Genomic DNA, 13,110 nt, shown 5'->3' on the forward strand with positions numbered 1-13,110 from the left:
TGGTTAACAAAGACTTATAATAACATTACTATTTAACTTATCGGTCAACACACAAAATAATAACAGCGTTTTCATAGAGCGTCAATGCCGTTCTATCAACCTTAACTATTTTAACCAATTAGTAAAACAACTTATAAAATTACAATTATTACTAGAGTTATACTTAACGAAAAAGTAAAGGAGCCTTTCTATGATTATTGATACATCGACAAAATCACTCCCCGTTTTACAAGCCTTAGCAAACGAAACGCGACTGGGAATTGTAAATCAACTAGCGACTGGCGAAATGAATATTGGTGAAATTGCCAAAGCCCTCGCCATTTCAAATGCCATCACAACGCGGCACGTCCAACAATTAGAAGATGCTGGCGTTGTAAAGACGCGTCGTTGTCCAGGTAAATTTGGTTTGCAAAAAATCGTTGCCTTAGCGATTGATCAAATTGGCATTGAGTTTCCGGAAAAAATTTTTCCAGAATATCGACACTACCATGCTGACGTAAAAGTGGGACATTTTACCGACTACCACGCGGAGCCAACTTGTGGTCTAGCCTCAGAAGAAGGGCATATCGGTATGGCCGATCAGCCTCGTTCTTTTCTTGATAGTCAACGCGTCAACGCACAATTAGTTTGGACCGGAAAAGGTTTTTTAGAATATAAAATTCCTAACCTCGTTCAAGTTGATGATCACCTTGAATTATTAGATATTAGTTTTGAAATCGCATCTGAATTTCCGATTTCTAATAATACTTGGCCAAGTGACATTACGTATTATATCAACGGAAAGAAATTGGGCAGCGACACTGTCCGAGGCAATTATGCCGATGTTCGTGGGCGCCTAACTCCAACTTGGTGGCCCGATACTTGTAGTCAATATGGTGAATTAAAACATATCCGGATTAATCAATATGACACAAGTATTGATGGCGTTCCTACGACAGATTTAAATATTAATGACTTAGCACTTAAAGGAACCGATTATTTTACATTGCGCATTGCTTCAGAAGAAAATATGGAGCATGTAGGCGGTTTAACCCTCTTTGGTGAAAAGTGGGGCAACCACGAACAAAGTATAAAAGTTTTAACCTATGTAAGTTAACCTGAAGCATATGCCGGCTGATAATAACAAAGAAACGTTATTTTTAGATAATGCAAATACGGATATTATCTTTCGTAAAATCGTTTTATGATAACATAAAAAAATTTTTTCACTGAAATTTTAAAGGAAAAAGCTTTTCTTAATCAAACTCTCCACTATTTTAAAATGATATATACCATTTAACAAATTATTTTTTTCTTTCTATTTTGTTATTTAAAATTCACTAAAGAAGCGACCAGTTAAAAGCTAGCCTAATGATCTAGCTTTTAACTGGTCGCTTCTAAGGTTACTTATTATTTTCGATACATCTTAAGTTCCAAGAATAAGTCGTTATAAATTCCCAAATATTCTTTGCCTAAATCTTGATAGACTTCTAAATGGTCTAACATTTGATCGGTAGGATAAAATTGTTTGTCTCTGGTAATAGATTTAGGTAAAAGCTTCATAGCTTCTTTATTGGGAGTGGCATAGCCAATGTATTCGGCATTTTGTGCAGCATTTTCTGGGCGTAACATAAAGTTAATAAAATCATAAGCGCCTGCTTTATTTTTGGCAGTTTTAGGAATTACGATATTGTCAAACCATAAGTTAGAACCTTCTGCTGGAATAACATAATGAAGATGTGGATTTTCCGCCATCATATCAGCAGCTTCACCAGAAAAGGTCACTGCTACCATACTTTCTTCATTGGCCATATAAATTTTAATTTCATCGGCCACAATGGCTTTGATATTAGGCGTTAAGCCTTTTAATTTTTCAACTGCTTCATTAAGCTGTTGATTGTTTTTACTGTTTAAAGAATACCCTAAGCTATTCAAACCTAAGCCGATGACTTCTCTAGCACCATCAATCATCATAATGTTATCACGAAATTTATCATTCCATAAATCCCGCCAATATTTTAAATCATCTGCCTTAACAAACTTATCATTATAAACAATTCCCAAAGTGCCCCAAAAATAAGGAATGGAATATTTATTATTGGGATCAAAACTTTGATTTAAAAAATCTTCATGAATATTATTCAAGCCTTTTATTTTACTATGATCTAGCGGTAAAACAAGGTTCTCTTGAATCATTTTTTGGATCATGTATTCACTTGGAATCGTGATGTCATAAGCTGTTCCCCCTTGTTGAATCTTGGTGAACATGGCTTCATTTGAATCAAAAGTTTCATAATTTACTTTATAACCAGTTTCTTTTTCAAATTTTTTCAACAAATCCGGATCAATATAATCGCCCCAGTTGTAAATATTTAATACTTTGGCTCCAGCCATGCCACTGGCGTGTTCCAAACGATTAACGGCAAAAAGTAAAACTAAAATGACAGCGATAATTCCAATAAAAAGTGACTGTAGTTTTTTCATCGTAGTTCTGGCACCTCCACTTTCTTGCGGCGGTTTTTGCCTTTTTTGGAATGATTGTCTTTGCTGATAAAGTAATACCCGATAACTAAGACCATTGAAAAAATAAAGACTAAAGTGCTTAAAGCGTTGATTTCAAGGCTAATCCCCTGTCTTGCCCGTGAATAAATCTCCACAGAAAGCGTGGTAAAGCCATTACCTGTGACAAAGAAAGTTACTGCAAAATCATCTAATGAATAGGTAAAGGCCATAAAATATCCGGCGATAATTCCTGGGGATAAATAAGGTAGAATAATATTTTGCATGACTTGGATATTATTAGCTCCCAAATCCCTTGCAGCATCTACCATCGAATCATTCATCTCTTTGAGTTTTGGTAACACCATCAACACGACAATTGGGATAGAAAACGCAATATGAGATAGCAACACGCTGAAAAAGCCTAAACTAAAACTTTTAAAAATATTGCCTAGTAACGTAAACAAAATCAAAAAACTGGCACCAATAATAACATCTGGTGAAACTAATAAAATATTATTTGCGCTTAAAAAGGCATTGCGCCAACGTCTTTTTTTGGTGTAATAGATGCCTAATGCACCAAAAGTACCGATTAAAGTTGCCAGTAGCGCTGATAAAAACGCCAACATAAACGTGTTGAGAACAATAATAATCAAGCGTGTATCTGCAAACACAGCCTGATAGTGCTGCAAACTAAAACCGGTAAAACTATTCATGGTTTCCCCAGCATTAAAGGAGTAAAAAATCAGATAAAAGATGGGAATGTACAAAATGATAAAAACGAGAATCAAATAAAGATTCGACCAACGGAATTTTTTCATTTTTTCACGCCTCCTTTACGCTTTTCTCCGGTTAAGCTCATGACGATAAACATCGCAATAATCAAAATCACGCCAATAGTTGAACCCATCCCCCAGTTTTGTGTAACAAGGAAATGTTGTTCAATGGCAGTCCCTAGCGTGATTACACGATTGCCACCAATCAAACGCGTTAACATGAATAATGAAAGTGACGGAATAAAGACAGCTTGCACGCCACTTTTTACCCCGTTCATGGAAAGGGGCAAAATAACACGGCGGAAGGTCTCAAAACTATTAGCTCCTAAGTCGCGACTAGCAAAAACCAACGATGGATTGATTTCTTCTAAAGCGTTAAAAATCGGTAAAATCATAAATGGCAATTCAATATACGTTGCAACCACTAAAAAACTAAAATCTGTAAATAAAATTTGTTCAGGTCCAATACCAAACAACCCGAGGAAATTGTTAATACCACCGTGGACACCAAAAATCCCGATAAAAGCATAGGCTTTTAATAATAAATTAATCCAAGTGGGTAGAATAATTAACAACAACCAGAGATCTTTATGTTGCAACTTGGTCAGAAAATATGCAGTCGGATAACTAATTAATAAGGTGAAAAGCGTGATTAAAAAGGCATACCATACTGAATTTAAGGTCATGGTTAAATACTTACCAGAACCGAGGTAGGTCTCATAATTAACTAAAGAAAAATTGCCGTTCATATCAAAAAAAGACTGATAAATAATTAATAAAACGGGTGCAATGACAAAAAGCAACAGCCAGATATAATACGGTACGGAGTAAAAACGTCGTAATTTAGTCATTGTCTTTCCTCCTATTCATCGTAACTTTCTAAACGGGCATCAAAATCAGCTTCTGATTCATTAAAGCGCATAACGTGGATATCTTCTGGTTCAAAATACAGTCCAATTTGACTACCTTCGACAGCTTTTTTCGTAGAATGAACCATCCACTCATTTTCTTGTTCATCGTAACAGATGATCTCATAATGCACGCCCCGGAATAATTGCGTATCGACTTTAACAATCAACTTGCCTTTTTCCACGGAAGTTAATGACAAATCTTCTGGACGTAAAACGACTTCTACTGGTTCATTAGGTCGCATCCCACTATCGACACATTCAAATTTTTTGCCGACAAATTCCACCAGATTATCCTCAATCATCGTTCCTGACACAATATTACTTTCACCGACAAAATCGGCAACAAAATGGTTAATCGGTTCATCGTAAATATCAACTGGGGTTCCACTTTGCACGATTTTACCGCGATTCATAACAAAAATTTCATCACTCATGGCTAACGCTTCTTCTTGATCATGGGTGACAAAGATAAAAGTGATTCCTAAGCGTTGCTGCAATTCCCGCAATTCATACTGCATATCTGTCCGCAACTTCAAATCCAAAGCAGACAATGGTTCATCTAATAATAAAACTTTTGGTTCATTGACAATCGCTCTTGCGATGGCTACCCGTTGCCTTTGACCGCCAGACATTTCACGAATTTCTCGTTTTTCATATCCTTTTAGTTGTACCAGACGCAAAGCTTCCATGACCCGTTTTTCAATTTGATCTTTGGAAACCTTTTTTATTTTTAGTCCAAAAGCCACATTATCAAAAACATTCATATGTGGAAATAAAGCATAATCTTGAAAAACTGTATTCACTTGGCGTTGATTCGCCGGAACATCATTAATTTTTTGGCCGTCAAAGAAAATATCTCCTTCAGTGGCATCTAAAAAGCCGGCAATAATCCGTAAAATTGTTGTTTTACCACAACCAGAAGGCCCTAAAAGGGTATAAAACTTGCCCTCCTCGATCTCAAAACTGACATTTTTTAATACCGTATCTTCATCGTCGTAACGTTTCGTCACATTTTTAAATGAGATGATGGATTTAGCCACTTTTTCTCCCCCTTTTACACTACAAAATTTTTGGTCATACTCATTAAGAATACTGATAAATTGACAAAAAACAAGACCTAATTAAATCATAGCAAAAACTTGCCAAAATGTATTATAATAACTATCCGCTAACAAGTGCTATTTCGGATTTTATGGGTCGAAAAAGTTTGATTTTTTTCATTACGATAAGTATTTTTTCATCGCTGAAAATTCCTTTAATCTAACCGAGAAAAACTAAAACTAGAAATCAGCTTACTTATGGTATGATAATAAAAATGACGAAGCCCAATTCCGTAACGATTCTTTATATGTATATGTATTTTTTTTATTCGTTATAGTACATCTTTTTACTAGAATACGGCTCGTTTAGCTACGCTAGAAAAAAACCGGAGGCAAATTATGACAGAAAAATTTCAAGCATTTGTCGTTAACGAAAAAGACGGACAAGTTGACGCTACTTTAGTCCAACAAGATTTCACTACCCTCAACACTGAGGGTGTCATTGTTAAAGTTGCATACTCTTCCTTAAATTTTAAAGATGCTTTAGCAACACAAGCTAAAACTGGCGTTGTCCGAAGTTATCCCTTAACTTTAGGAATTGATTTAGCCGGAACTGTAGTTACAAGCAATGATAGTCGCTTTGTAAAAGGAGATGAAGTTCTTGCAACTGGTTATGGCTTAGGTGTATCTGCTCCTGGTGGTTTAAGCCACTATCAAAGTATCCCTGGCGACTGGTTGGTTCCTCTACCAGCGGGTTTATCTTTAAAAGAAAGTATGGTATACGGCACAGCGGGTTTTACCGCTGCACTCGCAGTAGAAAAAATCAGGCAAAATATCGCTAAAAATAAGCAAGTACTTGTGACGGGAGCTTCTGGTGGTGTCGGTAGTATTGCAATTGCACTATTACACAAGTTAGGCTACGAAAAAATTGTCGCTGTCAGCAGAAAAGATGCTGCAACAGATTGGTTGAAAACTATCGGTGCAACCGAAATTATCACGCCTGATGCCTTAATCCCAGAAAAAATACGTCCTTTAGCCAAACAACAATTTTCCGGTATCATCGATACAGTCGGTGGTGACCTTTTGGCTGCCCTTTTGCCACAACTTGACTATGAAGGTGTAGCAGCTTTGTGCGGCAACGCTTCAGGTATTAAACTGAACACGACGGTTCTACCTTTTATTTTACGTGGCATTAAAGTCTTTGGTATCGATTCAGTCAACCAACCCATGCCTATGCGACAAAAAATTTGGAACTTATTGGCTACCGATTGGAAAATTACTTCACAGTTGAAAGTTCAAGAAGCACCTCTTTACGATGTGGGAGCTATTACACAATCCTTGTTAGCTGGCAAGCACGAAGGCCGCAGTATTATTTCGATGTAAAAGGAGTTTATTATGCGCATTTTGATTACCGCTGGTGGTACATCTGAAAAAATTGACGATGTCCGCTCGATTTCAAACCATTCAAGTGGTCGTTTGGGTGTTGCAATTGCCAACGCGTTTAACGCTGAGGTGACCACCATCGACTACGTCACAACGAAAAATGCACAAAAGCCTGAAGGTGACCTAATTACGCTGCATTTTATTAATGACACAAAAGAGTTAGCAGACACGCTAACAAATTTATTAACAACACATTCCTATGATGCGGTTATTCACAGCATGGCCGTTAGTGATTTCACCCCTGCGACAAGTTTGTCTGAAGAGCAACTACAAACTGCTTTAACTGGATTACTCGCAAAAAATAATGGGGAAAATATCTCGGCTGCGGTTTTAAAAAAATGGTTGGCAGAACTTGAATCCGATGCACACCAGGATAAGAAAATTTCTTCGGATACGGATCATTTGTTCTTAATTTTAAAGAAAAATCCTAAAGTAATTCACTTAATTAAAAAATTGCAGCCAGAAACACTATTAGTTGGCTTTAAGTTGCTGGTTGACGTTAGCTTTAATGCCTTATTTGATGTAGCGATGAAAAGTATCCAAAAAAATAGTGCCGACTTTATCTTAGCTAACGATTTAACAGAAGTTGGTCCAAATGAACATCATGGTTATTTAATCGCCAAAGATGGCAGCTACACAGAAGCTGCTACAAAAAAAGAAATTGCACAGTTAATAAAACAAGCGATTACTACTGCAAGGAAAAATAAATAAAAGGAGCAAACTATTATGCGTCAAAAACATATCTTACTGGGCGTCTCTGCCAGCATATCTGCATACAAAGCTGCCGATTTAACCAATGAATTAACCAAACGCGGTTATGCCGTCGATGTTTTGATGACTCAAAACAGCACTAAATTTATTACGCCCCTCACGTTACAAACCTTATCAAAACGCCCGGTTCACACTGACGTTATGGTGGAACAGCGCGCGGATTTAGTCAATCATATTGCGCTTGCTAAGCGGGCGGATTTATTATTAATTGCACCAGCTACAGCAAATATTATTGGTAAACTTGCCAGCGGAATCGCAGATGACATGGTGACGACTGTAGCCATGGCCCTTGAAGTTAAAGTACCTAAATTAATTGCACCGGCAATGAATACTTACATGTATCAAAATCCAGTAACACAAAAAAATCTTGTCACATTAAAAGAGTTCGGGTATAAAGAAATAGAGCCCCGGGAAGCTTTACTAGCCTGTGGCGATTTTGGTCGCGGAGCTTTGGCAACCAATGAAACTATTGTCAAAGCTGTAGAAGCAACACTAAGCCAAAGGAGTTTATAATGAAAAACAGCAAAACTTTTGATCTTGTTTTAACTGCACTTTTTTTAGGCATCATGATTTTAATGAGCCTAGTACCCTTTTTAGGTTTTATTCCCATTGGTCCTTTAAATGCCACAATTTTACATGTGCCGGTTATTATCGGTTCCATTATTTTAGGACCGCGTTTGGGAGCTTTCCTTGGTTTTTCAATGGGCCTTATGAGTATCTATAATGCCACGACCAGACCTAATCCACTATCTTTTGTTTTCTCCCCTTTTATTAACGTGATTGGAACCAATCATGGGGATTGGAAAGCTTTGATTGTCGCTATTGTTCCTAGAATTTTAATCGGGGTTGTCCCATTTTTTGTTTATAAATATGGACGTCGCCTTTTAAAAAATAAAGCCGATAGCGTTGCTTTATTTATAGCTGGTGTTAGTGGCGGACTGACCAATACTTTGTTGGTAATGAACTTCATTTATTTTCTCTTCCAAGAAAGCTATGGGACGTATGTTGGACAAAGCGGGCAAAGTCCTAACTTTTTATATGGTGCCATTTTAACTGTCATTTTCACACAGGGAATTCCAGAGTCAATTGTAGCCGGTGTCGTGACCGCAGCAGTTTGTGCCATTTTGTTACGCTTAACGAAGAAAAACCGTACCGAAATGTATTAACGAACTGATTTTTTTAGCACGTCCTTACTCATGAGAACTACTTAGCAAATTTTTACTTATTACGACAAAAAAACTGGGCAAAAAGTTAGTTAACTTTTTGCCCAGTTTTTTTGCTATTTTTCTTCACCAATAATGCGGACTTCTGTTTCCAAAGTCACGTCAAATTTTTCTTTGATTGTTTTTTGTATATATGCAATTAATTCCACATAGTCTGTTGCAGTGGCATTATCAATATTCACGATAAAGCCAGCGTGCTTTTCAGAAATTTGGGCCCCGCCCCATTTCAATCCTTGCAGACCAGCATCTTGAATTAATTTACCGGTAAAATGTCCGGCAGGTCGTTTAAAGACGCTTCCACAAGATGGATATTCCAACGGTTGCTTTGCCTGACGTAAAGCGGTCAATTCATCCATTCTTGCTTTAATTTCATCGTGATTTCCTTTTTTTAATTGGAAACGAGCATTCAAAATGATTGCACCTAAATCTTGTACGGCACTGTGACGATAGGAAAAATTCATCTCATTATGATCCAACGTCTTGATGATACCATCAGCAAACAAAACATCACAGCTTAAAAAGACATCCTTGATTTCTCCGTCGTAGGCACCGGCATTCATGAATACCGCCCCACCAATACTCCCAGGAATTCCACTAGCAAATTCAAAACCAGCCAAATCTTCTTTTAGAGCAGCATAAGTCGTATCGATTAACTTTGCACCAGCTTGTGCTTCTACCACAGTATCTGTGACAGAAACTTTTGTCATCTGACTCAGCATTATGACTAAACCGCGAATGCCCCCGTCTCTAACAATTAAATTACTGGCATTGCCTAATACTAGCCAAGGAATATCCTCATTACGGCAATAATCTACCAAAGCTTTCGTTTCTTCCGTGCTTTTAGGAAACGCTAAAACATCAGCCGGTCCACCAGTTTTGGTAAACGTATAATTCATTAAAGGTTCATCTAGTAAAATACTAATTTCAGGAAAAGCTTGTTTAAATGCGTCTTTCATGAAAAATTTTCCTCTCTTTTAAAAACATCCCACTCATTTTAGCACGCAAAGGCATTTCTTGCCACCTAAGCTTCCTAATTAATTGCCATAGGTTGCTAAAAGTTCTGCACATAATTGGTGGCTCAAGAGAATCTTTTCTTGCGATAGGGGCTGTTTTTCTTTAACAGCAGTTAAAAATTGGGTTACGAGTGCTTCAAAGCCACGCTTAAATAACGTTGTTTGCCAATCATCACCACTTAACTGCAGCGTTCCTTGTTGTTTTAACTCGGTTAAGTTTGTTAAGTTTTCTAAAATCAATGTTTTACTTGGGCTCGTAACCTCATAACGTTCATAGTTTGCGCCACTTTTTAAATCCATGGTTAGCGTTGCACTCGTTGTTTCACTGGCTAGCAACATGGTAACATATTCTAAATTATTCTGACTCACTTGTAAATTACCATAAACCAACCGCGGTGTTCCTGGCATTAAATAAACGGCTGTATCTACCAAATGTAAAAATAAATCATAAACTAAAAATTCCGGCGTGCCACTTCCGGCCAAACGATTTTTTTGCAAGTGGAGCTGTCGTTTTTCAGGTAAATCTTTTAGCAGGTTTACAAGTGGTGCATAGCGCCGATTAAATCCTAACATTAAAATCAAATTTTTAGCTGCTGCTAGCCGATAGAGTTCTTCTGTTTGTCGATAGTTTTCTGTTAATGGTTTATCGACAAAGACATGAATCCCGTTTTCTAAACACGTTTTCACTAAGTCGTAATGACTTTTAGTGGCACTATGAATCAAACAAGCTGTTATATTTTGAGCTAGTAATTGCTCCAAACTTTGATAAACATGCTGAAAACCAAAACGCGCTTGTAACTCTTCTCTAACCTTTTTATTGCGGGTTGCAAAATAAAATGTCGCTTCGTCTTGTTTTTTTAAATAAGTTGGCAAATAAGCTTTCTGGGCAATATTGCCAATTCCAATGACACCAATTTTCATTAAAACACTTCCTTTAGTGGCCTTTCCTTTCATCTTACACCATTTTTCGCTAAAATAAATAAGAATGTTTATTTGATAAGGAGGAAAAATTTTGAAATTAGTCTCTTGGAATGTTAACGGCTTACGAGCTGTGATGAAAAAGAATTTTATGGATGTTATCGCAGAATTAGATGCAGATTTTTTCTGTTTACAAGAAACCAAGTTACAAGCAGGACAAATTGAAATGGACTTAACCAATTATTATGAATATTGGAATTATGCTGAGAAAAAAGGGTATTCTGGTACAGCTATTTTTGCAAAAAAAGAAGCGTTAAATGTCAGTTATGGAATCGGCATTGATCACCATGATTTAGAAGGACGGGTTATTACGTTAGAATATCCCGAGTTTTACTTGGTAGATTGTTATACCCCCAACTCACAAAACGAATTAAAACGGCTTGATTATCGCATGACGTGGGAAGATGATTTTCGTAACTATTTAGTAAAATTGAATAAAACAAAACCTGTCATTTTATGTGGTGATTTAAACGTCGCCCATGAAAATATCGATTTAAAAAATTGGAAAACCAATCATAAAAATGCTGGCTTTACCAATGAAGAACGTGGCAAATTCACAGAGCTTTTAAACGCTGGTTTTATTGACAGCTTCCGCTACTTTTATCCTGAGCTTGAGGGTGTTTATTCTTGGTGGAGCTATCGTTTTAACGCCCGTAAAAATAATGCAGGTTGGCGTATCGACTATTTTGTAGTCTCCAAAGATCTAAAAGACAAAATGACTGATGCCAAAATTCATACTGAAATTTTTGGTAGTGACCACTGTCCAGTTGAATTGGATTTAAATTTTTAATTTGTTTTAAAAAGGCGACCAGGCGTTTGCTATTTTCGCCTTTTTTGTGCTACATTACACGAAGAAAGGGCGGGTAATATGAACTTTATTGCAATGGATTTTGAAACAGCCAATCACGAAAAACACAGTGCTTGTTCTTTGGCATTAGTCATGGTGCGCAACAGTAAAATCGTAGGGGAATACTATTCCTTAATTAAACCAGAAACACCTTTTTTCTGGCGCAATATTCAAATTCACGGGATTCATCCTGAAGATGTTGCAAATGCCCCCAAATTTCCCACCGTTTGGGAAGAAATTTCCCAATATTACAATCAAAACAGCCTGATTGTGGCCCACAACGCGCCTTTTGACAATGGCGTATTAGCCGGATGCTTAGATTATTACGGCTTAGAAAAACAACCTTATTTATCTTTATGCACAGCACGTTCTAGTCGTAAATTGTATCCGGAATTTCCCAATCATCGTTTAAATACCATGTGTGAAATGTTGGACATTACCTTAGAAAATCATCACGACGCTTTAGAAGACAGTCGCGCTTGTGCTGAGATTTTATTACGACAAGAAGCACAATTTGGCACCGATCCTTTAAAAAAAATGGTTACAATCAAATAGACGTGACGTTTTCTTTGCAGCAACAAGCTGCCTGAAAACGTCACGCCTTTTTATTACTTTCAGCATCTGATTTACAAAATATCAATCAATCAAGCGTGCCATCAAATAAGCAGAAACAAATTCATTTTGTGGTGTTAAAAAGCTTCTTTGCAACTTTCCTTCAACTACAAAACCGTATTTTTGATAAAGATGATAGGCTCTTTGGTTACGAGTTTGAACAGTTAACTCTAAACGGCGAATGATACCAGAATCTTCAGCCCACCATATAATTTCTTCCATCATCGCAGCACCTAAGCCCATGCCCCAAAATTCTTTTAAAATTGAAATTCCTACCTCACCAATATGGGCGATTCGGGGGTTTTCTTCTGCCATAACAGAAGCAGCGCCAATAATTTTTTCTCCTGCCAATGCCACGAGGGATAAATTATTTGGACTCTCTAAAAAAGCTGCTAATTGTCTGGCTAGTTGCTCTTTGGTTAAGGAAAGTCCCTTTTCGTCCATAATCAAAAAATCTGTTTGACTGCCAATTTCCTTCATCACCTGTAAAAGCTGGGCTGCATCGTTTGGTTGTGTAGGGCGAATAATTACATCTACATCTGTCATTATTTTGTCTCCCAGTTTTGTAAAATTCGGTTTAAAAATGCTTCGCTCTGATTCCCTACTGCTTTAAATTCTACTTGACGCGCAAACTGATCGGCGTCAATTTTCGTTAATATTATTTCCAAATAATCTACCGGTAAAGCATCCCCTAGTAATTGGCCCCATTCGACAATCGATAAGCCACTTCCTTCAAAATATTCTTCCAAGCCCAGTTCATCGGCTTCTTGGCCTACACGATAAACATCCATGTGATAAAGAGGTAACCGTCCATCTTCATATTCTCGAATAATCGTATAAGTCGGACTTTTTACCATTCGATTTATTCCCATGCCTTGTGCAATTCCTTTGGTAATCGTGGTTTTTCCTGCTCCTAATTCTCCTGTCAAAATAATGACATCCCCAGCAATTGCACTAGCACCAATAACCTTACCTAATTTTTCTGTTGCTAAAAGATCTGTTAAAGCAATCATGATTG

At 37.1% G+C, this 13,110-nt stretch carries 15 protein-coding genes; 7 read left to right on the plus strand and 8 right to left on the minus strand.

Features of this window, described 5'->3' with window-relative positions; translation table 11 throughout:
- Positions 1 to 190: 190 nt before the first annotated feature.
- A complete protein-coding gene (locus AC6R0T_RS09705; RefSeq protein WP_303754603.1) occupies positions 191 to 1,096 on the plus strand; it encodes an ArsR/SmtB family transcription factor in 906 nt (301 codons plus the stop codon).
- A 293-nt stretch (positions 1,097 to 1,389) separates the two neighbouring features.
- Here AC6R0T_RS09705 and AC6R0T_RS09710 read toward each other — a convergent pair whose 3' ends face one another.
- The 4 genes from AC6R0T_RS09710 to AC6R0T_RS09725 are packed head-to-tail and all read right to left on the minus strand — an operon-like array spanning position 1,390 to position 5,205.
- A complete protein-coding gene (locus AC6R0T_RS09710; RefSeq protein WP_206902509.1) occupies positions 1,390 to 2,463 on the minus strand; it encodes an ABC transporter substrate-binding protein in 1,074 nt (357 codons plus the stop codon).
- A complete protein-coding gene (locus tag AC6R0T_RS09715; RefSeq protein ID WP_303754602.1) occupies positions 2,460 to 3,299 on the minus strand; it encodes an ABC transporter permease in 840 nt (279 codons plus the stop codon). The genes AC6R0T_RS09710 and AC6R0T_RS09715 overlap by 4 nt, the downstream gene beginning before the upstream one ends.
- A complete protein-coding gene (locus AC6R0T_RS09720; protein ID WP_206902507.1) occupies positions 3,296 to 4,105 on the minus strand; it encodes an ABC transporter permease in 810 nt (269 codons plus the stop codon). Before AC6R0T_RS09720 ends, AC6R0T_RS09715 begins: the two co-directional genes overlap by 4 nt.
- A gap of 11 nt (positions 4,106 to 4,116) precedes the next feature.
- A complete protein-coding gene (locus tag AC6R0T_RS09725; protein ID WP_206902506.1) occupies positions 4,117 to 5,205 on the minus strand; it encodes an ABC transporter ATP-binding protein in 1,089 nt (362 codons plus the stop codon).
- 399 nt (positions 5,206 to 5,604) lie between these two features.
- On the opposite strand from AC6R0T_RS09725, the gene AC6R0T_RS09730 reads away from it, so the two are divergent.
- From AC6R0T_RS09730 to AC6R0T_RS09745, 4 genes are read left to right on the plus strand one after another with little or no spacing between them, the layout of a single operon-like run.
- Positions 5,605 to 6,588: a YhdH/YhfP family quinone oxidoreductase gene (locus AC6R0T_RS09730; RefSeq protein WP_303754601.1), complete on the plus strand. Its 984-nt coding sequence runs from the start codon at positions 5,605 to 5,607 to the stop codon at positions 6,586 to 6,588.
- A 12-nt stretch (positions 6,589 to 6,600) separates the two neighbouring features.
- Positions 6,601 to 7,359: a phosphopantothenate--cysteine ligase gene (gene coaB / locus AC6R0T_RS09735; protein ID WP_303754600.1), complete on the plus strand. Its 759-nt coding sequence runs from the start codon at positions 6,601 to 6,603 to the stop codon at positions 7,357 to 7,359.
- A 15-nt stretch (positions 7,360 to 7,374) separates the two neighbouring features.
- On the plus strand, positions 7,375 to 7,932 hold the full coding sequence (gene coaC, locus AC6R0T_RS09740) for a phosphopantothenoylcysteine decarboxylase (RefSeq protein WP_230709332.1): 558 nt from the start codon (positions 7,375 to 7,377) through the stop codon (positions 7,930 to 7,932).
- Positions 7,932 to 8,585, plus strand: coding sequence for an ECF transporter S component (locus AC6R0T_RS09745; protein ID WP_206902502.1), 654 nt, complete (start codon positions 7,932 to 7,934; stop codon positions 8,583 to 8,585). The genes coaC and AC6R0T_RS09745 overlap by 1 nt, the downstream gene beginning before the upstream one ends.
- Before the next feature lie 113 nt (positions 8,586 to 8,698).
- Here the strand turns inward: AC6R0T_RS09745 and murB are convergent, their stop codons facing one another.
- Together murB and AC6R0T_RS09755 are read right to left on the minus strand one after the other, a co-directional pair.
- Positions 8,699 to 9,598 (minus strand): UDP-N-acetylmuramate dehydrogenase, encoded by a 900-nt coding sequence (gene murB / locus AC6R0T_RS09750; RefSeq protein WP_303754599.1) that lies wholly within the window; start codon positions 9,596 to 9,598, stop codon positions 8,699 to 8,701.
- Positions 9,599 to 9,676: 78 nt separating this feature from the next.
- Positions 9,677 to 10,576 (minus strand): Gfo/Idh/MocA family protein, encoded by a 900-nt coding sequence (locus tag AC6R0T_RS09755; RefSeq protein WP_303754598.1) that lies wholly within the window; start codon positions 10,574 to 10,576, stop codon positions 9,677 to 9,679.
- Between the two features lie 91 nt (positions 10,577 to 10,667).
- Between AC6R0T_RS09755 and AC6R0T_RS09760 the strand changes: the two genes are divergently transcribed.
- Positions 10,668 to 11,423, plus strand: coding sequence for an exodeoxyribonuclease III (locus tag AC6R0T_RS09760; RefSeq protein ID WP_303754597.1), 756 nt, complete (start codon positions 10,668 to 10,670; stop codon positions 11,421 to 11,423).
- A gap of 78 nt (positions 11,424 to 11,501) precedes the next feature.
- Entirely contained in the window at positions 11,502 to 12,035 is a 534-nt protein-coding gene (locus tag AC6R0T_RS09765) for a 3'-5' exonuclease (protein ID WP_206902499.1), read from the plus strand.
- Between the two features lie 81 nt (positions 12,036 to 12,116).
- Here AC6R0T_RS09765 and AC6R0T_RS09770 read toward each other — a convergent pair whose 3' ends face one another.
- A complete protein-coding gene (locus tag AC6R0T_RS09770) occupies positions 12,117 to 12,638 on the minus strand; it encodes a GNAT family N-acetyltransferase (RefSeq protein ID WP_206902498.1) in 522 nt (173 codons plus the stop codon).
- Positions 12,638 to 13,105 (minus strand): tRNA (adenosine(37)-N6)-threonylcarbamoyltransferase complex ATPase subunit type 1 TsaE, encoded by a 468-nt coding sequence (tsaE, locus tag AC6R0T_RS09775; RefSeq protein WP_206902497.1) that lies wholly within the window; start codon positions 13,103 to 13,105, stop codon positions 12,638 to 12,640. The genes AC6R0T_RS09770 and tsaE overlap by 1 nt, the downstream gene beginning before the upstream one ends.
- Positions 13,106 to 13,110 lie beyond the last annotated feature (5 nt).

It is taken from the genome of Enterococcus sp. S86.2, from assembly GCF_059834485.2.